The sequence below is a fragment of the Conexibacter sp. CPCC 206217 genome (assembly GCF_030646165.1).
Classification (GTDB): Bacteria; Actinomycetota; Thermoleophilia; order Solirubrobacterales; family Solirubrobacteraceae; genus Conexibacter.
The window spans coordinates 36,705-57,213 of the sequence record NZ_JAUTDO010000011.1 but is presented as its reverse complement, the minus strand read 5'-3'; the positions used below and the strand labels follow the sequence as shown (position 1 = coordinate 57,213).

The window sequence follows — 20,509 nt, the reverse complement described above, 5'->3', positions numbered from 1 at the left end:
CGATGGTGACCGTAGGCCTGTGGGTGCGACTGGAGGCGAAGCCCGGTCGCGAGGACGACGTGGCCGCCTTCCTCACCGACGCGCAGGACATCGTCGACGCCGAGCCGAAGACGACCGCCTGGTTCGCGATCAAGCTCGGCCCGACGACGTTCGGGATCTTCGACGTCTTCGCCGACGACACCGGCCGCGACGAGCATCTCAGCGGCCGTGTCGCCGCCGCGCTGGGCGAGCGCGCGAGCGACCTCTTCGCCGAGGCGCCGGGGATCGAGAAGCTCGACGTGCTGGCCAGCAAGCTCCCCTGACCCACCCCGCCGCGCCGGGAGCCGCCGGCCCGAGGCTCGCAGGGGTATCATGCGACCAACGCGCGCAAGCGCGCCCCCAACACGCAGTGCCACGGGGAGTGGCGCAGTCTGGTAGCGCACCCGGCTGGGGGCCGGGCGGTCGCAGGTTCAAATCCTGTCTCCCCGACTCACACGAGAGGCCCGCGAAAGCGGGGCTCTCGTCGCGATCGGCGAGATCGCCAGGCGCCCGTCTCGATCGTGAGCTGTGGCGACGAACCGTCAGGCTGACTGCGCTGTCAGATCGGTCCTCGCCGCGTTCCGCGCGGACGCCATCGCCGCGTGAGCCGGGAGAACGAGCGGCTGGAGCTGCATCGTGGCTTGGACTACCCTGTCCCTCATGGCCACGACGACGAGGATCGACTTCGACAGTGAGCTGCTCGCGAAGCTGCGGGCGCGTCGGCCCGGCAAGGACGACCGCACGCTGCTCGAAGAGCTGGCGCGGATCGAGCTCGGCTTCGAAACGCTCGGCGAAGTGCAGCGTCGCAATGCCCTCAGCGAGGACGAGGCTGACGACCTCGCTCTTCGCGCCGTGCGCGAGATGCGCGCGGAGCGCCGTTGAGACGGCTGGTCCTCGACACCAGCGTCCTGCTCTCGGCGTTCGTCGGCGCACCGACGAGCCCGCCCGGACGGCTGCTTGCGGCAGCGCGTGCGGGTGCGTTCGAGATCGCCGCCTGCCCGTTGATCTTCGAGGAGTTGCGGCGCGGCCTCTCCAAGCCGTACTTCAGCGCGCGGGTGAGGGAGTCGGAAGCGGTGGAGCTGCTCGATGCGCTCGGATTGCTCGCGGTCGTCGCGCCGGATCCGGTCTCGCCGACGAGCGTGCTGCGCGATCCGACCGACGACTTCCTCGTCGCGCTCGCCATCGCGACGGGCGTGGACGCGATCGTCACGAGTGACCGGGACCTGCTCGATCATGCCGGGCTGCGGCCGCCGGCGATCAACGCTCGGGCCGCATGCGAGTTGCTGGGGATCTAGGCGCACCCGGCTGGGGGGCCGGGCGGTCGCAGGTTCAAATCCTGTCTCCCCGACCACTTGAGCCCTAATCAAACCAAGGGCAGTAGGCCCCGATCCCCACGGATCGGGGCCTACGTCGTTCTTGGGCTCGTCGGCGTGTCCGCTCTCTGACCGGGCGGTGGCGATGTCGTGGATGGTCGAGAACGGCTCTTTCATCCGTCCAACGGCGTCTTGGTGGTCTCGCAGCTCGATGCGGGAGAAGATCGCCTGGTTCAACAGCCGCCTGACATGTGGCGGGGCAAGCCGGTAAGCCCGAGAGACATCGCCCACCAGCATCAGTGCAAGGTCAAGGGTGCGCTCGACCTCGCCAAACTCGATTTCCAGTCGCGCTGCGATCGCTTCGGTCTGCTCCCGTTCTCGTGCGATGCGAGCCGACTCCTCCTTGAAAAGCTCGCCAGAGATGCGGTCGGTGTAGTGGGCGTCCAGCAGCTTCTTCTCTTGGGTCCTCAGTTCTGCAAGGACGCTGTTACAGCGGCGCCGTTCACGCTCGCTGGCGGCGGCGAGATGTCCCGTCTCGGTGCGGACGGCCTCTCGAACGCGCGCCTGGCCCCTTTCATCGACGTACGTTCTCGCGTAGAGCTGCTCGATCAGGTCGGCGACGTGATCGGCCCGCTTGAAACGCTGGCTGCAGCGTCTGTGTTGCCGTTCGCAGCAGAGGAAGTACTCGTACGTTCCGCCGTTGCCGGTGTTCTGGGAATACGTGAGACGGCAGCCGCACTCGCCGCAGTAGAGGCTGCCTTTCAGGTAGTGGCTGTGGACGCGATCACGTTCGCCGCTGCGGTTGTGGGCGTGGAGTACGTCTTGCACCTTGTCGAACAACGTCCGGTTGACCAGTGGCTCGTGCCGGCCGGGATACTGCTTGCCCCGGTAGGTCACCATGCCCATGTAGTACGGGTTGGTCAGGAAGCGATGGACAGCAGCTTGGCGCAGCGGACGCGGGCCGTAGCGGCGGTTGCCGCGTGTCCGCAGGCCTCTGGCTTCGAGCAACTGCATGAGGTCGGACAGCGAGTAGTAGCCGGTGGCATACGTCTCGAACGCCCAACGGATGAGGGCGGCCCGTTCCGGGTCAACGTCGACGGTGCGGATGTCGCGGCCGTCGACGCGCTCGATCACGTTCAGGTAGCCAAGGGGTGCGATCGTCGGAGTGCCGCCGCGCTTGGCTTTCTGCGTTGCGCCCTTGACCACCTCCGCCGCGAGGTTGCGGCTGTAGTACTCGGCGAAGCTGGCCAGCATGCCGTGCATAAGGCGGCCGGCGGGCGTCTGGTCGATGTTCTCAGTGGCGCTGATCAACCGGGCACCGCTCGTCTCGATCTCGAACAGCATGTTCGCGTCGTCGCGGCGATTGCGGGCGAAGCGATCGACTTTCCACAGAATCACGTAGTCGACATCGCGTTCCTGCCGGATGCGGGTCAGCATCTCTCCGAGCGCCGGACGGTCGTTGGTCTTGGCCGACTCGGCACGCTCGATGTATTCGCCGACGACATCAGCGTCCAACTCGGCCGCCTTGCGACCGCACTGTTCGCGTTGGCCGTCGATCGACAGACCGTCGTCGCCGTAGTCGGTCAGCTGGCTGCGCGACGACACGCGGAGGTACAAGACCGCCCGTTTCATGAGCGGTCTCCTCGGCCGCGACTGGGCATCAGGATTGGGGTGCGGCTGCCGGACAGACCCAGTTCGGAGAGCCGCGTCGTCATCGCTTGCTCCGAGACGTAGTAGCGCCAGGCGAGAGCACGGGTGCTCTGGATGCCGGTGCCCCAGTCGTGTTTGACCCAGGCGCGGGGCATCAGCAGGCAGGCGGCGAAGTAGTTGCAGATACGCTCGGCGCGGTCGTGTCGCCGGGCCGGTGCGACGTTCGCATGCAGCCGCTCTATCGCCGGGTCGTCCAAGACGTGCGTGAACTCGTGCGCGAGCGAGAAGCGCTGCCGCTGCCGGGATTCGTTGGACTTGAGCACGATCCGCCAGTGGGAGGCAGCTCGCACCGACATCCCGGAGGTCGGCCAGTCGCGCCGGCGGTCGACCACGATGCCGGGCAGGGATGAGATGACGAACTGCGGCACGGCCGGTTCGCCGACGTGCAGCAGCTTGAGCAGCCGGGCCGCCTGCCGTTCGGCGACGGAGTGCGCTTCTGCCCAGGTGATCGGCCGATCTGGCAGCAGGGCGCGCAGCTCTGCAATGACATCGCTGTCCGGTACGAGCGCCAGCGGTGCGTCTAACCGGCTCATGCCGCGTCCTTTCGTTGCAAGCGCCGGACGTAGGCCTCGACCCGTTCGATCTGCCCCGGTGTCAGGTCGTACTTGGCCCGGAAGTAGGTGCGCATTCCGGGCAGCGCCTCGGCGACGCTGCCCTTGGTGATGCGGTCGATGCGTGACGGCTCGATGTCGAGCGCTTCGGCGATGCGGGCCAGCCGGTCAGGCGACGGGTCGAGGTACCGGCCGCGTTCCAGGTGTCCGATCCAGCTGGCGTTGCAGCCCACCGCCTCGGCCAGCTCGCGGATCGTGATGTGCTGCTTGTGCCGCGACCGCGACACGAACGCCCCGAGTTTCAATGCTTGTACTTCAGTCATGCTCATACATGTGGTCCTCCTTACTGCTTCCATTATCTCACGTTTTGTCTATTAAGTAGACGCTGTTGTTTTAACTACGCCAATGCCGTCAGCTTCGCGTCGATGTCGGTCAGGCGCTGCTCGGCGGTCGTGCTGACCTCCTCGTAGTGGGCCGACGCCGTGTCGACGGCGCTTCTGGCGGCGGCGACCTCCTGCTGGATGAGGTCGCGGGCCTCCTCCAGCGACTGGCGGGCCCGGCCGATGTGGTCATCGACGCTCAACCGGCTGCGACGGCGGGGGTTTCCGTTGCTGGTGCCGTTCTGATCGACGTGCCGCAGCCGCCAGGCGTGGACGCTGCCGCGGACGGCGTTCGGTCTCTTGCCCTGCTGTTCGGCGACGCTGCGGATGGCGTCCGCCTGGCTCATGCCGTCTCTGGTCAAGGCCTCGACAGCTTCGTAGTACACCTGGCCGAGCGGCTTGCTATCTCTCGACATGTCTTACCCCTTTCGGTTGATTAACTCCCTGTAATACAGTGTCAAATCTACCGCGCAAGATCCCGTCTGCGAAGCCCTGAATCATGCCTCTTAGCATGGCGTTAGCGTCGGCGTTTCGTTTAGGGTGACTACGCACGCCGTATCGCCTCGCCGAGCCGTCGTTCCGCCAGCGGGACGTAGTCGGGGTTCAACTCGATGCCGAGCCAGTCGCGGCCGTGTTCGCGGGCCACGAGGGCGACAGTGCCGGTCCCGAAGAACGGATCGAGCACCACTCCCGGCCGGGTCGGTGCCCCGCAGCCGCACGGCACGAACGGGCGCTTGAGCGGCTGGCCACCCTGAAAGGCGACTGCCCGGGTAGAGCGCCGCCACGGTTGCCCGCACTTGGAACAGACGGCCGGCGGGCATGTCGCCAGGATGGGCCGCCGGACTAAGGCCGGTGGGAACGTCGCGAAGTGCGCACCCCGGTAGGACGCTGATCCCAGCCGCCATACGTCCGAGGGGTTCTTGCCGAGCGGATGTCCGGAGCGGCCGGTGCGGGCCATGGCGACCAGGCCGTCGCGGCCGCCGGTCAATTTCCCGAGGGCCGTCTGCGGCGTTCGCGAACCGGCCGATGGCTTCCGAACCGATTGCAGCGGTTCGCGGATGGCGTCGAGGTCATAGAAGTAGCTCGGCCGAGTGGTGAGGGCGTAGACGAACTCATGGGCGTTGGTCAGCCGATCGCGCGTCGGCGACGGCAGCGGATTCGGCTTGCTCCAGACGACCTTGTTGCGCAGCAGCCAGCCGTCGGCGATCAGGGCACGGGCAACCCGTTCCGGAGCCATCAGTAGCGACTTGGGCGCCGCGCCGTAACGGGCGTGGGTCGAGTAGGCGTCGCCGAGGTTGAGCCACAAGGTGCCATGCGGCGCCAGCACCCGCCGCAACTCCCGGCAGACGGCCAGCAGGCCTGCCACCCAGTCATCGACATGCGCTTCCTGTCCGAGCTGTCCGCTGACGCCGTAGTCGCGCAGTCCGAAGTACGGCGGGGACGTGACTATGCAGTCGATCGAGCCGGCCGGCAGCGTTCGCAGCCGCGTGGCGGCGTCCCCGATCAGGATGCAGTTACGCGGCGTCATGACGGCGCTCCGTTCGGATCGATCGCGTCGGCTTCCAGCAGTCCGCCCATGACCGCTACGGCCTGGTCGAGCGTCGTCACCGCGAACAGCGCCCAGGCTTCCGCCGGCAGACGGGTGCATGCCTCGACCAACGCCGCCCGTCGGGTTTCGGTCGTCGTTGCCAGCAGTACGAGAGGGAACACCCCGTGCTCGGCCTGCTCAACCCCGCTGTCGAAGTAGTCGAGGTAGGCCCGCAGCTTGCGCGCGATGACCGTCCGGCTTTCGCTGCCCAAGTCGACCTCGAGCATATAGCGGGCTTCGTAGGCACCGAGGCCGAGCCGCACGAACGCATCCGGCTTCAGGATCGTCTCACCTCCCATGCGATCGACCAGCCGCCGCCAGCAGGCCGGTTCCGGGTCAAAGGCCAGCAGCTCCAAGCCGCCGTCCGCGTCGACGGCGTGCAGCTGGACGTACAGCTCGGCGATCGCCAGCCGGTGACGGACGTACTGACGGCCCGGCTCCGGCCGGAATCGGCCGCGCCCCAATCCCCGCCCTTGCCAGTACGCCAGCAGCCGCTGTCCGGTCGGACCGGCGTAGTAGCAGTAGCCCGCCGAACCTGCTCGTACGCCGCCGACCCGTCGCTCCAGCCGGGCCAGCACCTTGTGCTTGGTCAGCCTCGCCAGCATCCGCCGCGCAGCCCGAGCGCGGGAAGCCGGCGTTGCGTCGTCCCGGTTCGGCAGCAGCGCCGCCACCTGGGCGTGAGTCATGAGGCCGAAGCGGGCGACCGTCTCGACTACCTCCCGCTCGGTTAGCGTCAGCTCGTCCGCCAGGCGCAGCAGTTCGACCGTCGTCACGCGCCGGCTCATCCGTCCCCCTCTCGGCAAGACGAAAGCTTGAATCTCGTGTCTGCTGCTCTCTCATTCGCGGGCACAGCAGTGCAGTCGAGAGGGGTTGAAGCGGGCCGCGAGCGCAGCGCGAACGGACACGAACGCGGGGAGTGCGCCACCCCGAAACCGCTGTCGCCGGTGCCGAACGATCGCGGCCGGTCACAGGTACCGCCGCTACCAGCAGCCCAGCCACTGACCCCGACCGCCACGCCGAACTCCACCCGACCAGACCTGGAGTCTTTCGCGGGCACAGCGGCGCCGGGCACTGCCGCCGGGAACTGGCGGCAGACTTTCGTGGTCACGGAAGCGTGAGATTGCCGGTCGCAGCAGGGAATGGGAGCTGGACAGGACGACACGACCGGACAGGCGAGCGGTCGGTTCATGGAGTCCTCCGGATGCGGCCTACGGGGGCCTGGGCTGCGGGCCGGTGGCGGGCTTCAAGGGCCTCGTCGACGCGCTCAAGCGTCTCGCCGTACCGCTGCTCGGAGGCGGCCTGAATAGCGGCTGCATCTGCCGTTGCCGGTTGGAGCGGCACCGTTCGGATCGTCGCCAGCGGCGCGAGGTCGCCCGGCCCGATGCCGATGCGGGCGACGGCCTCGAACGCTGCCAGGTCACCCAACTCTTCGGCGCTGACGCCGCGCAGATCACGGGCCAGCAGTCTCGCGTCGTCGGCATCCTGGCGAAAAACGATGCGGGTCGCCACGTTCGTCAGTGCGGCATCGCGAACCCGCTTCGGCAACTGCTGCAGCGACTGCGGGCTGAGCGTCACCGACACACCAAGCCCTCGGGCCTGCTCAAGCAAGGCGTCGACTGGCATCGGCAGATCGCCGAGCGCTCTTGGCTCGTCCAAGAACACCATGTACGGCCGCCGCTTCGCCTCGGGCAGGCTGATGCGCGACTGCACCGCCTGGAAGAACGCGAACACGAGCAGCGCGGCTACCAGCCGGGCAGCCGGCGCGCCGATACGAGCCGGCGTCAAGCTGACGATCACGGTCTGCTGGCGTGCGAGGACTCTGCGGAAGTCCAACTGCGGTTCCTGCTGCCCAAGCACCGTTCGGACAACTGGGCGGCCAAGCAGCTGGCCCAGCTTGCCGAGCGGTGCGGCCAACTGCTGCTGTCGTTCGCCGGCGCTCATCGCCTCGAAGTTGGCGAACGTCGCTCTCGTCAGCGGATCGCGCATCCGGCCGACCAACTTCCGGCGGTAGGCCGCATCCGTAAAGACGTACGCAACATCGGCGAGCGTTGCCGAGGAGTCCTGCGCCACGGCAACTAAGCCCGCCCGCAAGTAGCGCTCGGACAGCACGCCCCAGCTCTCCCGGAACAGATCGGAGAGCACGCCAAGGACGACGTCGGCCGCCAACTGCGGATCGGCGCCGCCGAACAGCCGCAGCCCTGGCAGCGGCCCGGCCGACGCGCAGTCAAGCACGATCACGTCGCGGCGGTTCTCCGGCAAACGTTCCAACACCGCCTTGGCGGTGTCGCCCTTGCCGTCGATGAGCAACGCGCCGCGGCCGTGCTCGATGTCGCCGAGCATCAAGCTCGTCAGCAACGTTGATTTTCCAACTCCGGTCGGCCCGGTAATGAGATTGTGCGACATCGCACCGAGCACCGGCTGCGCGACCGGACGTTCAGCTCCCGGCCACGTCGCGATACCGTAGACCCGCGCGCTGCGGGGCAGCCGGTTCGACGGCATCAGCACCGGCGAAGTCCCCAAACTGACGCCGGGCAACACCGGCCCCTCGATGGGGAGAGCCAGCAGGGCCGCCAGCTCCTTGGCCGCGTACCGCTCCCCGATGAAGAAGTACGACCGCCGCCGCAGCGCCCGCTTGACTCCCGCTGCCGAGCGAGTCGGCGTCGACAACCGCCCGTAGGCAGTTGCCCGGCTGCGCAGCACCGCCGTGATCCGCGACAGCAAATGCGCGGCCCGCTCAGAATGACCAGCCGCGACCGCGACCGTTCCGACCGCTCGCACGACGGGACCGTCGTTCTTCATCCGAAGGCGCCGGCGTTCCTCCGGTTCGACCAATTCGCCGTGCCGTACCCGGGTGACCGTCGTTGCCCGGCTCGACGCCACCAGCCACCGCAGCAGCAGGACCTCGCGACCGCGAAGCGGCTGCATCGCCGCCAGCAAGTTGGTGTTCGTCTGCGCGAGCTCGTCCTGTCGCAGCGCTCGCGCTCGGCCCCGCAGGTGAACCGATCGCCCGAGCCGGAACGGTGTATCGGTTTCAACCTCGACCGGGTCGAGTCGGACTCTCGGCAGCACCGCCCGCAGTCGACCGGCGAGCGTGTCGATCGTCGCCTGATCCGAACCCAACCGATGCTCGATACCGTCCCGCGTCGCCCGAATCTCGAAGACGACCGAGATGTCGCGTGCCAAGCCAGCGACCGCACTCACGAGCGCGACGGCCGCATCCTCCGAGACATCCCGGCTGAACTGCAACCGCACTACTCGCCAGCTCTTAAGCCGCCGATGTCGTTCTCGCAGCTCAATGCAGATCGTGCTGCCGAGGGCTACCACCATGCCGCTCAGCGCCAGTGTCAGCGCCGGAGTCATTACCCGGCCTCCACGTCACCGTCGCCGGCTCTCGCAACTGAATCTGTCGCTTTCGCCTGCTCCTGCTCGTGCAACACCTTGGCCAGCAGCAGGAACGCCATCGCCAATTTGTCGGCGTCAATCTCGCGTTTTCGTACTCCGCGCACGCGAATATTTCTCCCCATATGGCCCCCTCTCAGCGTTAGATACTGTCTACTTAGTAGACAAGCTGCTCCCTACTATGCGTCTACAAAGTAGACACGTCAACGACTTTGTTAATTCCACAGCACCGCACCGCTGTGCAGCCGCCAACTACCGGCTCGTGTAGTGCCAGACAAGCCGCACGATCGCCCCCACCAACCCGACTGCGACGACCAGCGGCACCGCCGCATCCAGAATGGCAACCAGCGGCGGGCCGGCCGACACCAACACCGACAGGGTGACGATCGCCGCCACCAAGAACACCACCGGCTTGGTCATGGCTGCCACCGCCAGGTGTGGTTCTGCAGGGCGCTCAGGTCAGCTGGAGCGCTGCGAACCTCGCGCTCGACATCGAGCATCTTGCGGATGGTCGCCTCCTCAACGGCGCGCAGATCCTCTCGCGGATCAGGTTCGACCGAGCCAGCAGCATCCAGCCGGGGCAGCAGCCAGACCATGAACAACGTCACGACCATCCCGCAGACAAGGCCAGCGAAGAACATCACTGGAACCGCTGGCCGAGTCTCAGCACGATGTTGGTCAGCTGGAGCGTGCCGGCGTCGGCCAGGTGCCGGAGCCGTTCCTCGGCGAGCGGCGCCCGGGCCGACAGCATCGCCTGGAGTGCCGACAGGTTCGAGCAGGCGATCAGGGCCTCAGAGGTGACCGCCTCCGTGATCGCGATCTTCGCGATCTCGCTCTCGGCGATGATCGCTTTCTCGCTCCGGATCTGACCGAGGACGCGGCCGGTGGCGCGGTCGACCCGCGTCGGGTTGATGGTTCGGGTGGAGGGGACGATTCTGCTGTTCACGGCTGCTCCTTTCGAGGCCGGATCTGGTCGATGGAGGCGCGGGAGTAGTCGCGCACGGTGTGCATGAACGGATGGCTCGCCCAGTCGTCGGGCAGGTCATGCCAGCGTTCGGCCAGCCAGTCGGCCTGGAACCGGCTGATCGCACCGCAGTGCGCGAGGTTGTCCAGGAGCGGGATGCCGACGGCGGCTTCTCCGCGAGATTCGTATCGAGCCGGTTGGCTTGCTGAGGGCACCGGTTCCTCCTTGGTAGGCGGGAATCTGGACCGGTAGCCTCAGCTTCCACCAGAAAGCGGCTAGGGCAAAGAATGCCGCGGGAGTCTTCCGGAGAACTCCTTTCAAATCCGCTGGAAACCTGGGATTTTTCGCCAATGAACCCAAGTGCAGACGACCTCCGAACCCGCCTCGCTACAGACTTGGCCGATCTGTACGAGCACGGGATTCCCAAGGACATCAAACCTGGCCGGGATCCCGCGCTCGCGGAGCTGGCTCTCGCCCTTACCGACAAGCCCAAGGAACCTCTGTGGGAATCGCTTGTCAATGCGTTGGTGCTCGCCGCAGACGGTGCTCGCGATGACAGACAGCTGTCGGCCGGCGGCATCTTGGCGCTTTACGGCATCCCTGTCGTAGATCCTTATGAGAACCCGCCCAAGGTCAATCTCAATGGCCGGCGAGATGATGCAGCGAGACTGCTGCGCCAGAGAGGCGGAACCCGTCCATACGCGAGTGGCGACTCGCTCAGATACGCGAAGTTCGACATCCAACCCCCGCCTGAGGACGGCAAGCCTCCCCTCTTGATCGACGTAGCCAGGGAGCGGCTTGCAGACGCTCTGCTCGACCTCGCCACAGAAAAGCAGTTCTCCTACTCCGGAAAGTTCGAGCGTCCGGAGCGACGGTGGCGGACGGCGCAGTCTGAGCCAGCGGTTGCAGACATAGGGCAGCCCCTCGCCGACGAGATGGTCGCCGAGCCAACCACTGGCGAAGCGCAAGGGCAAGAGCAGGCAGGTGGCGAGGACGACGAGCCTGCTCGTGCGGAGCCCCCTCTGATTCCAGTTGCTAATGCCGACGAGGTCGGGCCGGAACCATCGACTGCCGGGGGTGCTCAAGAAGCCGCCTCGGACGACGCCAGCCCAGCAGCGCCGCGCCGCTGGAGCCGATACGCGATCGGACTTGGGGTCGTCGCTGCTATTGCTGCGGTTGCCCTCGCCGTGATCCTGAGCGGAGGCGGATCGGACAAACATGGCAGAGATGTCGCCACGGCGGTTGGGGCTACGAGAATCTCCAGCACGACTGCCGCCGCCGAAGAGCACGGCTTCACGAGCGACACCGCTCGCTTGCAGCTCGTTGCCCAAGTCAAGCTGCGCGGTGAGACCGAATGGAGTAAAGAGATCGAGGTGCAGACGGGCGCGGACATCCAATGGCGGCTCGCCACCAAGAATGTCAGCAATGTGCCTCTGATGAGCGTCGTCGTCCGTGACGTGATGCCGCCACATCTGAGACTTGTGCCGGGTAGCGTCCGTCTCATTGACGCACAGAATGATCGTCCGATGAAAAACGATCCGCTGTTTGCCGGCGGCTTCGACATCGGTAACTATGAGCGGGCTGGGACGCAGTACATCATCTTTGACACTGTCACAAGAGACGACTTCGATGGCTGCGACGTACGAATTCGCAACATAGCCCACGCTCGTTCCGATCAAACGGCGGCGGAGGCCGGAGACTGGGCGGACGCAGTCATAAGAAAGCCAGGCTGTGACGTATGAGCGAAGCGGCGCTTGCGCAAATGTTAAGGATGTGAGATAATAGCACTGTAATTAGGAGTAGGTATGAGCGAACCGCTCGATATGGAACGGGTTGCGGCGCTACGAGAAGCGCCGGGCCGTCGGCTGATGCCGGCGGCGCCGCTTCACGGCGACAGCAGAATTTTGGGCGGCGTCGCGCTGTCGATGGCTGAGCACCTGCTGAACGCGCCCCCGGTCAGGAAGCAGCCGTACTGGAACGACAACGATCGCCGAGCGCTCGGCCAAGCGATCTACCTTGAATCTACGGTGGAGGAAACTGAGTATGGCGCTGAGATCCCGGCTGGTCGTCGCGACGCAGTTGCTGCAAACGTAAGAGGCCTCATCCGCCGCTACCACGATGCCCTCCCGTATGACGACATCGAATGGCACTGGCTGTTGGACACTCACGAACAGCTTCGGGAGGCGGACAACGTCGTCGGGGAGGCAGAGCCTGACAATGGCGCCTGGCATCGTTTGCTCCGGCAGCAGCAGCGCGAGCGTCCGCTGCGCATCGCCAAGATGCGAGCGGATGTCCAGGTTGGTGGCGGAACCCAGCACATCGAGGGTCGTGACCTCGTCCGCCGTTGGTGGGCGTGGCGAAGAAGCAGCCATGAGTTCGAGGACGGCAAGAGCCTCAACGCTGCGCGCCTCGCACTCGTTGACCTCGGTGAGCTGCTGGTCCCGACGCAGGCGGAAGCCGAAGCCGCAGGAATAGCGTCGCTACTCGGTGCGAGCTATCTCCATGAGGACAAAGTCGCCCTCATCCAGCAGATACGTGAGGCGGCCGAAGCCCAGCCGGCCTAGGAGGCTGGGGCCAACGACGACGCGGCGGGCAGACGCCGCCATTCGTGGATTCCCTGATCGACGGCTCCCCGTGCCAGCGGAAGTTCTGGCATGCGAAATCTATGCGATTTGCAGCCGATTCGATGCGGAATCCATGCGAAATGCTGGCCCTCAAGGGTAGAGATCGCGCGGGACATATCCGTACGCTTTGTCCATGGATTCCGTTGTGTCGGCAGTCGCTACAGGAGGGGTTGCGTGGGCCGTCGTCTACGTCTGGCGCAACCTCCCGGCGTGGGGCGACGAGATGCTGTCGCTCTACCTGCGCTGGCGTGACCGTCCGCCGAAACGCCGACAGGCATAGTCATGGAGCCGTTTGCTGGAGCCGGTACCGCCGTGTGGCGCCAGGGGCACACTTGACTCAATTCGATGGTTGTCGATAATAGTCTTGGTGAAGAACGCAGTAGCGCCGGAGCGATCACCGCAAGCTGACAACGCCGCCAGCGTCTTTCAGCGCGTCCAAGCCGAAGCCCGCGGCGGGAAGCCACTTCGCGAGGCTCTCCCACAGGTGGCCGCACAGATGCGGCTGTCCACGGCCACGGCCCACGGGCGGTACTACCAGCAACGCAAGCGAATCCGTCGCTCGATCGAGCAAGGCGATGAAGCGGCCGTGACGGCGGCCCTTGGAAAGACTCTGCCTGAAGTCGTCTTTGACTGGATGGGGGATGAGTTTGATCTCGATGAGGCGGTCATAGCCTTTTCGCGGCTCTTGCGACTGTCGGCTCGGCGATTTGCTCAGCGCTACTACGAGTGGGTGCCAGATATGGTGATCCCGAGCGAGCGGGCTGCTCGGCTGCGTGAGCTGGGTTTCGACCTGGACCAGCCGATCTACATGAATGACCCGACCCCAAGAGACGAGATCAAGGAGCACGTGATCGGAAGCGAGCCGTTTCGGGTGATCACCGAGGATGGGTTTCTGTTCAAGGTCGAGCTGCATTTGGAACGGTGCCGGCCCGACTACCTCGAAGGATCCGTGGTCCGGTACTACGAAAGGTCCGAAGACTGGCGAGGCGAGCGGTTGATCACCATCACGAAGCAGCCGCCACTGATTCGGATGCACCTGGCGCCGGCAGAGAGCCGCGATTGGGATGTCATGCAGATCCACGGCTCGCTGCCCGGGGACTACTACCCCGTGGCGGTGATGCGCCTCGCATCGACCGCTTGAGACGCCGGACGGCAACTTGGGATGTCCGGCAGCGTCGCCGCCTAACGGTCGAAGCGCTCCGTGTCCGGCTTGCGGATGTGCCACAGACGGTCATCTTCCCGCCACGCCCCGATGGCCTCCGTAAGGCCCGTCGCCTCAGCGACGGAGCGAACCTGCTCGCCGTAGCCGAACCGTTCGGCTGCGACGGAGACGTATTCCCAGGCGCTCGTGCCGTGCAGCGCGATCTCGTACCGTTCGACTGCTGGCCCACGGGCGTGGCACGGCAGTAGCACCATGCCGGTGGGCGTTGGATGCCCGCCGAACTCGCAGTGGTGGCGGTAGTCGGAGCCGCGAAAACGGCCCTGCGAACGCTCGCGCAGGTGCCGGGGCTGCCACATCTTCAGACGTTCGTCACGTTGCGACCGAAGCCATGTCGTAGCCTCGTCGGGATCCTCGGCAAAGGCCCACGCCAGGTATTCGACCTCGACCATCTGGCGGATGAGGGCGGCTGCGCCGTAGGAGTTGTCCTGGTCGAGCAGCGCGTTCGCTCCACTCAGCAGTTCGCCTCCGATCTGCGTGACCGTGGACAGGCCCACCAAGCCGTCACTGCCGAAGTCGAACGGCGAGTCACCGGCTACCCGATCGCCACCGATGAGATGGCCGTACACCCAGAGCTGGTGGCCTGCCTCACGGAAGACCAAAGCCAGCTGGCGGCAGACGTTCTCACGCGCTGCACGTGACCGCTTGTCGTCCGCGGCTTCGTCAAGCGTCTTCCGAAAAGCAGCTTGAGCTTCCACAACGCTCAGTCTCGCGCACGACTAGGACGGTCGCGGCGGATCGCTCGCACGTTACTGCCGGCGCCAGAGATCTGCCAGCCGGCGTCAGCGGTCGATCCGGTAGCGGCGCGTGCCAGACGGAAAATGGTGCTCGTGAAACAGCACCGCCAAGCCGTCTTGGTACTCGACGCCGCCACCGAACGTGGTCGAGTTGACCTGCTTAAACGCGGTGACGACATCCGCGTCCTCGGGGTTGACCGGCTCCCCGCACGCCTCGCAGCAATAGACCGCATCTTCGCTCATCTGAGGCAGCGTACCTCCGGAACCGGACCGCTCGAGGATGTGGCGAGAGCAGCTCAAGCGGGGTTGCGGCACTAGCTAAGGATGGGGCCTCGTGCGCAGGGGTGCAGCTTGACTTCATTTCGCGAAGATCGTCGTACTCTGGGATATGGCAAGACCAGAGAAATCTAAGCCCGAACTCGGCATACCGGGTGCCGAAGAGCGACCATGACGCAGCGGTCGGCTCCCGGTCTCATTGGGTAGCTGTGGGAGTCAGAACGGCTGTCTCCTCTAGGACTCTCAGCACGGCGCCAGCACCATCCGTGACCGTCCCTCGGCCAGCACCCGGTTCCGCCGATCGAGCAACTGCAAGCGAGTGAAGATGCGATCCGACTCGCTGTATCTGAACATGTGGATGTATCTCAGGATGCAGCCTTGCAGTTCTCTGACCCGATGCACGACACCCGCCTCGAACACCTTGACCTTGGGCGCTATTGTGCCACCGCCAGGTGTTCTCGACCCCTCTATTCCGATGCTGATGTGCCACTGCGCCCGCACCGGCTGACTGCACCGGAACGACCCCGCCAGCCAAATGCCCCGATGCCAACGGTCGCCCGGTTGGAAGCGCGGCGTGCTCGCGTGCACGCGGCACGGTGCGGCAGCAGAAGCGGCTACCTGTGGTGTCACGGCTGCCGTTATCCCGGCCGCCAGCATCGCGACAACCGCTCGCCTCAGCATGGCGCCAGCTCCAATCGGCTCGAATCCACCCGGGCGACAACGCGTCCGCGATCGTCAAGCAGCCGCATCCGCGTGAGCACCGGCTCCCACCCGATCGTGCGTCGCACGCACGCCACCATCGCGTAGGCGTGATACGTCTTGCCGGGCTGAAAGCGCTTGACCCGCTCCTGCACTACTTCGCCGGCGTTGATCGTTCTCATCATGAGGGACAGGTCCCATCTGCCGCGCACCGAGCGGTTGCAGTGGAACGTCCCGGTCATCTTGATCCCCCGATGCCAGGCGTCGCCGAAAACGTAACTCGGCGTCTGCGGAGACAGCGAACACGGTGCGGCGGCAACAGCGCTGCCGCTCAAGGGCACGGTCAAGCCGCCGATCACGGCACTCAAGGCGGCGGCATGCCGCAGCTTCAGCATGGCGGGAGCACCTTTCTCGATTCGCCTCTGACCAGCACGCGGTCATGCGGCCCGAGCAGCGCCATGGATGTCCAGACCTTCCGCTGTGGGTGCCGTCGACGCGTGCAGGTGTCCTCGATCGCGACGCGGTAGGTGAAGTCGGGGAAGTAGACGATTCGCTGCGCGAGGACATGGCCGCTGACCATCCAGGCGAGTCTCACCGCTCTGCGACAACGAAAGTCGCCCCACAGCACCGTGGCCCGCCGACCGGGGAAGTCCACCGATTCGGCAGCTCTTGGCGTTCCGGGCCAAATGCGGCAGACCGGCGCGGCGGCTGTCTTCGCTCTCGGGGACTTGGCAGACGGCGGTACCCGGATATCAACGCTTGCTCGTGACCCGATTTCGGCTCTTGTTCTCGACCAGGCGCCGTGCCAGTTCAGGATCACCTCCAACGTCAACCGGTAGCGCCCCGGCTCGAACCGTCCGGGGAACCAGACGAAGCCCTTACGCGCTGGAAGTGCCCACTCGTAGGCGGGCGGGCCGAGTTGGAGATCGCAGCGTCTGCCTCTCGCAGACGTTCTGCCCGGCTTGACGCAGCGTCTACCGCGCAGTACGCCGCCGCGAATCTGGAACGTTGAGACCTGCACGTCGGACTTGTGATCGAGGCGAAACCACAATCTCACGATGCCGTTCTGCACCACCGGTCTCAGGTCTGAAAGGTGCCCCGGCGTTTCGTCCGGCGCATCCACGAAGTAGGAGAACCGCGCCTCTGTCTCGTTGCCCGCGACATCGGCGGCCAGCACCAGGTAGCTGTGCTCGCCGAGTCTGACGGTATCCAGACCGGTTGGTCTGCCGCATCTCGCTACCCCTGAGCCGCCCGGTTCGTCCTCGCACCTGACTTCCGGCTTCAGCTCGGAGTACTGCTCGACATGCTGGCCGTTTTTCGGAAACACCATCTCGATGGTCGGCGGCGTGGTGTCGATCGCGGCGGCCGAAGCACTTCCGCCGGCGAGCACCAGCAACATGACGGCAACGGCAGACAGCCAGCGGCGGGCGGCCAGGGGCACGGGGCGGCTCCTTTGGAGGAAGAGGGCAGGCAAACACGACCGAAGCGCCAACACGGAGCGCCGGCCGCGTCTGCCCCGAGATATAGGGGACTGACATTCATGCTAACCGACTAGCAGGAATACTGCGCACGATGCCTTAGATCGTCCGACCCCAACGCAGAGCGCCAGAAGCCAGCGACCGTCTGACGGCATTCGCCGAGGGCTACGCTCGGCGCGAGGAAGAGCTGGCGCAGGCCGGAGAAACGCTCCGGTTGGAGCGAGATGAGGCCATCCGACAGGCGTACCGCGATGGCCTCCCCATGAAAGCCATCGCGCGCATCTTCGGCATGAGCCACCAGCGGGTGTCGCAGATCGTCCGCAGCTGACCTGACCGTTGGGTTCGAGGGGATGGCACCGGGGCGGACAGCAACCGAATCGGTGTCTGCGTCGGCGATAAGCGCAGCGCTTGAGGGGGGTCTACTGCGCGTACGCGAGCCAGACGCCTGCGATGCCAGCTCCTGCCCCGCCCCTGCCGCTGCGGGCTGGGGGATGGCCCGCGCGGGTGCGGTCGAACACGCTACGACTGTTTCGGATGCTGAGTCAAACAGCAACCCTACGAACGCCGCAGAACAATCTGCCGAATTGGAGACCATCACGTTGCCCCACCGTCGCCATAGACGGCCTTCTCGATGCGCCTCACCCGTACCAGGAGCTTCGCAACCTGTTCTCGCAGCGACCAGCCAAGTTGGCGGTCGGCCTCTATGCGAGTGAGGTATTCGCGCACCGCCGCGCGAATCAGCGCCGCATTAGCAACGCCCAGCACATCGGCATAGAGGCAGATTCGATTCCACAGTTCGTCGTCAAAGCGCACCGTTGTCGTATGCAGCGGCCGCTGTCCGGGTCGCCCCTTCATATCGCCGGCAACTCGGCGTAGTACATTGCGGCCCGGGTCGGGAACACGAACACGCGGTGTCCGTGAACGGTCGGATAGCGGTGCAGCAGCCCGGCTTTCGCCAGATCGCGCACCGCCCGCATGACCTCATCGCGCTGGCCGAAGTCGTCCGGGTCGTCCGCGAACTCGAGGACCAACTCCTCCGTGGTCGACGGAGCCGGGTAGCGGTCGAGCAGCACGGCCAGCAGCAGCGCCTGCACCTGGCCGTCGTCCTCGGGCGTCGGCACTGCGATCGCTTGATGGTGCCGCGAGTGTGCCCTAGACATCGCGCAGGGGCAGTCGACGCGGGATACGCTGGAACTGCATGGGAGCCTGAACCTCCTGTGCCGGGCCCCGGTGACGACTGAACCTCGTCGCCGGGGCCGCTTTTTGAGGAGGAGGAACGTACCGCTGGCGTCAAGGCCCGAGGGGCCGATTCCGGTCGGAGCCTTGAGAAACGTCCTTGTACTCGTATCCAAAGCTCGATATCTTGGGCAAATACAAGGAATGGCCCCACGGCCACGAATCCCCCGGAAGAAGGCGAGGATACGATGGGCTATTCCCGTGCTCTGCTGGCCGCCATAGTCGTTGGTCTGGTCGCGCTCGGATCGAGCACCAATGCGCTCGCCATCTCGGCCCCGATTCACATTCACGGCACGGGCATAGACGGCGTCCTGATCCGGCCGACGCCCGACACCTCGCAGCCTGCGCGAGGCTGGATGGGCGAGGGCACGAGTCCGGACTTCCACTGCTTCACATACGGACAGACGATCGGCAACGTCAACGTCTGGTTCTACGTAACCTCGCCGGCCGGCATCACCGGCTACTACGCCTCATATTGGGACGACAGCTCCTACCACTCCGAAGGCGAGCTGACCGCCAAGTACGGGATCCCGAACTGTGGCGCTGCACCGCCTCCTCCACCACCAGACCCCGCACCAGCTCCTGACCCCGCCCCGGGCGGCGCGAATCTTGTCTTCTCCGTCTTCAACGCGGACGGCGGCATCTACTACCGACGCTCGCCGAGCTGGGGCGACACGGCGCAAGCTCCAGGCGTCGGCGTCTACAACGGCGATCAAGTGCAGCTGATCTGCGGCGCCTATGGCGAGGCAGTCGGGCCGTACGGAAATACGTGGTGGAGCTACGTGCGAAATCTGACTCGCCCGAACATCGGCGAGGGCTGGGTCAATGCCCACTACATCAACGACGGTGCGGTAGCGAACCAGCCGACGCCGGGCGAAAATACCTGCGACGGCAACCCGGTCGGGGGCGGTATCCAGCAGGACAGCCAGGGTGGCGGTTCGAGTGGAGGGAGTGGTAGCACGTCGGGCGCCGCCCCGCGTCTCATTGACGGTGGGTCGCTTTACTATTCGCCATACAACGGTACGAAGATTGACTACAACGGCGGTCATCTCAACAAGAACGTCCCGTTCAAAGCGACCAAAGTCTTTAACCAGCGGGACTGGGACACACGCGGAAAGTGCAGTCCAAATCCTGGCAACTTCAGTGGTGTAGTAGGCAATACTCGCATCACCACCGTCGCGGCATGGAGCAAGCCTCGCAATCTGCCGTTCGCGCTGCTGAAGCAGCGTCCGGCGTGGATACCGCAAATCAACTATATCCTCCTGTTCGATCCCGGCGATGTCGAGGACTACGCTGATGCAAAATGTCCCGACAGCGCAACCGCTTCGCTTCAGCTCGCGAAGTGGCTCGCAGCTGATCGGGGCCATACGTTTGTTGTTCTGGCAGGCGAAACAACTGCCGGGTACAACCACGCGAGCATCCAACATGGGCTTTTCGACACGGTTCGTCACTATCCCAACCCGCGTGACCGCAATATCCGGAAGCAGATCATAGTCTGCAACTACAGCAAGATGAATCACGAGGACGTGTGGATCAATTTTCATGACAAGATGAACGATCCGCCCATCCAATCCGGCAAGTGTCCGCGTGGCGCACGGAGCTGGAACCCGTGAGTCGGCGGGTGTAGAATGTAGTAGTGAAGTACATTGCTACTGCTATTTCGGTCAGTGTTGTAGGTATATGTACGCTATTGGCGTGGTCGGCATTTAATTCTTATCGGACCGATGTGTACGCCAAGTGCTGGGTTGTTTGCGACGACTTTCAGAGCTTCCAACGTCGTTATCCGCCGTGCTTTCTTGACCCTTCTTGTGCTGTGCCGTGGCACAACGCCTCGCGCCCAGCGTCCGACAGCGACCACACGCACTACTGGGTAGGGGTAGCTGCTGGGCGCGCGGTTCTGCCAGCGGCACAGCTATGGAGCCCCGGCTCCCGCTCCCTCGCCATCCCGAACTACCTCCTCTTCATGGCGCTCATGAGCCTCCTGGTGGTAGGCATCGTGCGCAGAGCGAGGCATCCGTACATCCGACTGCTCGGCTTGACTGCGGTGTTCATCTGGACGACAGCCGAAGCCATGTCCTGGTTCGTGGCTGCCGCCCGGCTTGATGAGATGCTGAACCCGGTCGTCGTGATTGAAGCTGTCGTGACACTGGCTGTCTCTATCGGGAGCTTGACGCTCCTTGCGAGAACCGCGCGACCTCTTCCACGCGTCCCGCTCTCGACCTAGAGGCAGAGTGTTCGGAGGTTCTCACCGAATTCGGCCCACGCTGGGGAAGCGCTGGAGCGCGGCGAGCGCAACCTGACACTCCAGACCGTCGAG

The 20,509-nt window shown here is 65.3% G+C and carries 23 protein-coding genes, 1 tRNA gene and 1 pseudogene; 8 read left to right on the top strand and 17 right to left on the bottom strand.

The features are described 5' to 3' along the window. The first annotated feature begins 2 nt into the window (after window positions 1-2). From Q7L65_RS23840 to Q7L65_RS23830, 3 genes are all read left to right on the top strand, one after another. Window positions 3-302, top strand: a complete 300-nt coding sequence (locus Q7L65_RS23840) for a putative quinol monooxygenase (RefSeq protein WP_304725175.1) — start codon at window positions 3-5, stop codon at window positions 300-302. 92 nt (window positions 303-394) lie between these two features. After that, a tRNA-Pro gene (locus Q7L65_RS23835) sits at window positions 395-468 on the top strand. Window positions 469-896: 428 nt separating this feature from the next. After that, on the top strand, window positions 897-1,313 hold the full coding sequence (locus Q7L65_RS23830) for a putative toxin-antitoxin system toxin component, PIN family (RefSeq protein ID WP_304725364.1): 417 nt from the start codon (window positions 897-899) through the stop codon (window positions 1,311-1,313). 630 nt (window positions 1,314-1,943) lie between these two features. Here the strand turns inward: Q7L65_RS23830 and Q7L65_RS23825 are convergent. The 11 genes and pseudogenes from Q7L65_RS23825 to Q7L65_RS23775 form a co-directional block, all read right to left on the bottom strand. Beyond that, window positions 1,944-2,963 (bottom strand): annotated as a pseudogene (locus tag Q7L65_RS23825) (recombinase family protein); the annotation flags it as partial. Next, on the bottom strand, window positions 2,960-3,574 hold the full coding sequence (locus tag Q7L65_RS23820) for an ImmA/IrrE family metallo-endopeptidase (protein ID WP_304725174.1): 615 nt from the start codon (window positions 3,572-3,574) through the stop codon (window positions 2,960-2,962). The pseudogene Q7L65_RS23825 and the gene Q7L65_RS23820, both read right to left, overlap by 4 nt. Further along, entirely contained in the window at window positions 3,571-3,921 is a 351-nt protein-coding gene (locus tag Q7L65_RS23815) for a helix-turn-helix domain-containing protein (RefSeq protein WP_304725172.1), read from the bottom strand. Before Q7L65_RS23815 ends, Q7L65_RS23820 begins: the two co-directional genes overlap by 4 nt. Window positions 3,922-3,989: 68 nt before the next feature. Then, window positions 3,990-4,388, bottom strand: coding sequence for a hypothetical protein (locus Q7L65_RS23810; protein WP_304725170.1), 399 nt, complete (start codon window positions 4,386-4,388; stop codon window positions 3,990-3,992). Window positions 4,389-4,516: 128 nt separating this feature from the next. After that, window positions 4,517-5,500, bottom strand: a complete 984-nt coding sequence (locus Q7L65_RS23805; protein WP_304725169.1) for a site-specific DNA-methyltransferase — start codon at window positions 5,498-5,500, stop codon at window positions 4,517-4,519. Next, complete coding sequence (locus Q7L65_RS23800) at window positions 5,497-6,333, bottom strand: replication-relaxation family protein (protein ID WP_304725167.1); 837 nt, start codon at window positions 6,331-6,333, stop codon at window positions 5,497-5,499. Before Q7L65_RS23800 ends, Q7L65_RS23805 begins: the two co-directional genes overlap by 4 nt. A gap of 412 nt (window positions 6,334-6,745) precedes the next feature. Next, window positions 6,746-8,920: a type IV secretory system conjugative DNA transfer family protein gene (locus Q7L65_RS23795; RefSeq protein ID WP_304725165.1), complete on the bottom strand. Its 2,175-nt coding sequence runs from the start codon at window positions 8,918-8,920 to the stop codon at window positions 6,746-6,748. A gap of 291 nt (window positions 8,921-9,211) precedes the next feature. After that, window positions 9,212-9,379, bottom strand: coding sequence for a hypothetical protein (locus Q7L65_RS23790; RefSeq protein WP_304725163.1), 168 nt, complete (start codon window positions 9,377-9,379; stop codon window positions 9,212-9,214). Then, the gene (locus Q7L65_RS23785; RefSeq protein WP_304725162.1) at window positions 9,376-9,600 is read right to left on the bottom strand and encodes a hypothetical protein; all 225 of its coding nucleotides are present in this window, start codon (window positions 9,598-9,600) and stop codon (window positions 9,376-9,378) included. Before Q7L65_RS23785 ends, Q7L65_RS23790 begins: the two co-directional genes overlap by 4 nt. Beyond that, window positions 9,600-9,905 (bottom strand): hypothetical protein, encoded by a 306-nt coding sequence (locus tag Q7L65_RS23780; RefSeq protein WP_304725160.1) that lies wholly within the window; start codon window positions 9,903-9,905, stop codon window positions 9,600-9,602. The genes Q7L65_RS23785 and Q7L65_RS23780 overlap by 1 nt, the downstream gene beginning before the upstream one ends. Next, window positions 9,902-10,138, bottom strand: a complete 237-nt coding sequence (locus tag Q7L65_RS23775; protein ID WP_304725159.1) for a hypothetical protein — start codon at window positions 10,136-10,138, stop codon at window positions 9,902-9,904. The genes Q7L65_RS23780 and Q7L65_RS23775 overlap by 4 nt, the downstream gene beginning before the upstream one ends. Before the next feature lie 135 nt (window positions 10,139-10,273). On the opposite strand from Q7L65_RS23775, the gene Q7L65_RS23770 reads away from it, so the two are divergent. The 3 genes from Q7L65_RS23770 (at window position 10,274) to Q7L65_RS23760 (ending at window position 13,688) form a co-directional block, all read left to right on the top strand. Further along, window positions 10,274-11,665 (top strand): hypothetical protein, encoded by a 1,392-nt coding sequence (locus Q7L65_RS23770; protein WP_304725157.1) that lies wholly within the window; start codon window positions 10,274-10,276, stop codon window positions 11,663-11,665. A gap of 63 nt (window positions 11,666-11,728) precedes the next feature. Beyond that, window positions 11,729-12,487 carry a hypothetical protein gene (locus Q7L65_RS23765; RefSeq protein ID WP_304725155.1) on the top strand — a complete coding sequence of 253 codons (759 nt, stop codon included), beginning with the start codon at window positions 11,729-11,731 and terminating at the stop codon, window positions 12,485-12,487. Window positions 12,488-12,914: 427 nt separating this feature from the next. Beyond that, entirely contained in the window at window positions 12,915-13,688 is a 774-nt protein-coding gene (locus Q7L65_RS23760; protein ID WP_304725153.1) for a hypothetical protein, read from the top strand. Window positions 13,689-13,729: 41 nt separating this feature from the next. Here Q7L65_RS23760 and Q7L65_RS23755 read toward each other — a convergent pair whose 3' ends face one another. The 6 genes from Q7L65_RS23755 to Q7L65_RS23730 all read right to left on the bottom strand — a co-directional run bounded on the left by Q7L65_RS23755 (window position 13,730) and on the right by Q7L65_RS23730 (window position 18,077). Beyond that, the gene (locus Q7L65_RS23755; RefSeq protein ID WP_304725152.1) at window positions 13,730-14,464 is read right to left on the bottom strand and encodes a hypothetical protein; all 735 of its coding nucleotides are present in this window, start codon (window positions 14,462-14,464) and stop codon (window positions 13,730-13,732) included. 84 nt (window positions 14,465-14,548) lie between these two features. After that, window positions 14,549-14,746 (bottom strand): hypothetical protein, encoded by a 198-nt coding sequence (locus tag Q7L65_RS23750; protein WP_304725150.1) that lies wholly within the window; start codon window positions 14,744-14,746, stop codon window positions 14,549-14,551. Window positions 14,747-15,453: 707 nt separating this feature from the next. After that, window positions 15,454-15,873, bottom strand: a complete 420-nt coding sequence (locus Q7L65_RS23745) for a hypothetical protein (protein ID WP_304725149.1) — start codon at window positions 15,871-15,873, stop codon at window positions 15,454-15,456. Next, a complete protein-coding gene (locus Q7L65_RS23740) occupies window positions 15,867-16,919 on the bottom strand; it encodes a hypothetical protein (RefSeq protein ID WP_304725148.1) in 1,053 nt (350 codons plus the stop codon). The genes Q7L65_RS23745 and Q7L65_RS23740 overlap by 7 nt, the downstream gene beginning before the upstream one ends. 631 nt (window positions 16,920-17,550) lie before the next feature. Further along, complete coding sequence (locus tag Q7L65_RS23735; protein ID WP_304725146.1) at window positions 17,551-17,769, bottom strand: hypothetical protein; 219 nt, start codon at window positions 17,767-17,769, stop codon at window positions 17,551-17,553. A 38-nt stretch (window positions 17,770-17,807) separates the two neighbouring features. Next, on the bottom strand, window positions 17,808-18,077 hold the full coding sequence (locus Q7L65_RS23730) for a hypothetical protein (RefSeq protein WP_304725144.1): 270 nt from the start codon (window positions 18,075-18,077) through the stop codon (window positions 17,808-17,810). A gap of 303 nt (window positions 18,078-18,380) precedes the next feature. Here Q7L65_RS23730 and Q7L65_RS23725 point away from each other — a divergent pair, with 303 nt between their 5' ends. Then, complete coding sequence (locus Q7L65_RS23725; protein ID WP_304725142.1) at window positions 18,381-19,805, top strand: hypothetical protein; 1,425 nt, start codon at window positions 18,381-18,383, stop codon at window positions 19,803-19,805. Between the two features lie 350 nt (window positions 19,806-20,155). Further along, window positions 20,156-20,416 carry a hypothetical protein gene (locus Q7L65_RS23720; RefSeq protein ID WP_304725140.1) on the top strand — a complete coding sequence of 87 codons (261 nt, stop codon included), beginning with the start codon at window positions 20,156-20,158 and terminating at the stop codon, window positions 20,414-20,416. The last annotated feature ends 93 nt before the right edge of the window (window positions 20,417-20,509 follow it).

Bases quoted from the DNA above. Each gene is read 5' to 3' on its own strand.
- Q7L65_RS23720 (WP_304725140.1), top strand. From the start codon at position 20,156: ATGGCGCTCATGAGCCTCCTGGTGGTAGGCATCGTGCGCAGAGCGAGG.
- Q7L65_RS23745 (WP_304725149.1), bottom strand. From the start codon at position 15,873: ATGCTGAAGCTGCGGCATGCCGCCGCCTTGAGTGCCGTGATCGGCGGC.
- Q7L65_RS23770 (WP_304725157.1), top strand. From the start codon at position 10,274: ATGAACCCAAGTGCAGACGACCTCCGAACCCGCCTCGCTACAGACTTG.
- Q7L65_RS23765 (WP_304725155.1), top strand. From the start codon at position 11,729: ATGAGCGAACCGCTCGATATGGAACGGGTTGCGGCGCTACGAGAAGCG.
- Q7L65_RS23805 (WP_304725169.1), bottom strand. From the start codon at position 5,500: ATGACGCCGCGTAACTGCATCCTGATCGGGGACGCCGCCACGCGGCTG.
- Q7L65_RS23840 (WP_304725175.1), top strand. From the start codon at position 3: ATGGTGACCGTAGGCCTGTGGGTGCGACTGGAGGCGAAGCCCGGTCGC.
- Q7L65_RS23725 (WP_304725142.1), top strand. From the start codon at position 18,381: ATGGGCTATTCCCGTGCTCTGCTGGCCGCCATAGTCGTTGGTCTGGTC.
- Q7L65_RS23810 (WP_304725170.1), bottom strand. From the start codon at position 4,388: ATGTCGAGAGATAGCAAGCCGCTCGGCCAGGTGTACTACGAAGCTGTC.
- Q7L65_RS23815 (WP_304725172.1), bottom strand. From the start codon at position 3,921: ATGAGCATGACTGAAGTACAAGCATTGAAACTCGGGGCGTTCGTGTCG.
- Q7L65_RS23820 (WP_304725174.1), bottom strand. From the start codon at position 3,574: ATGAGCCGGTTAGACGCACCGCTGGCGCTCGTACCGGACAGCGATGTC.
- Q7L65_RS23790 (WP_304725163.1), bottom strand. From the start codon at position 9,379: ATGACCAAGCCGGTGGTGTTCTTGGTGGCGGCGATCGTCACCCTGTCG.
- Q7L65_RS23795 (WP_304725165.1), bottom strand. From the start codon at position 8,920: ATGACTCCGGCGCTGACACTGGCGCTGAGCGGCATGGTGGTAGCCCTC.
- Q7L65_RS23785 (WP_304725162.1), bottom strand. From the start codon at position 9,600: ATGTTCTTCGCTGGCCTTGTCTGCGGGATGGTCGTGACGTTGTTCATG.
- Q7L65_RS23750 (WP_304725150.1), bottom strand. From the start codon at position 14,746: ATGAGCGAAGATGCGGTCTATTGCTGCGAGGCGTGCGGGGAGCCGGTC.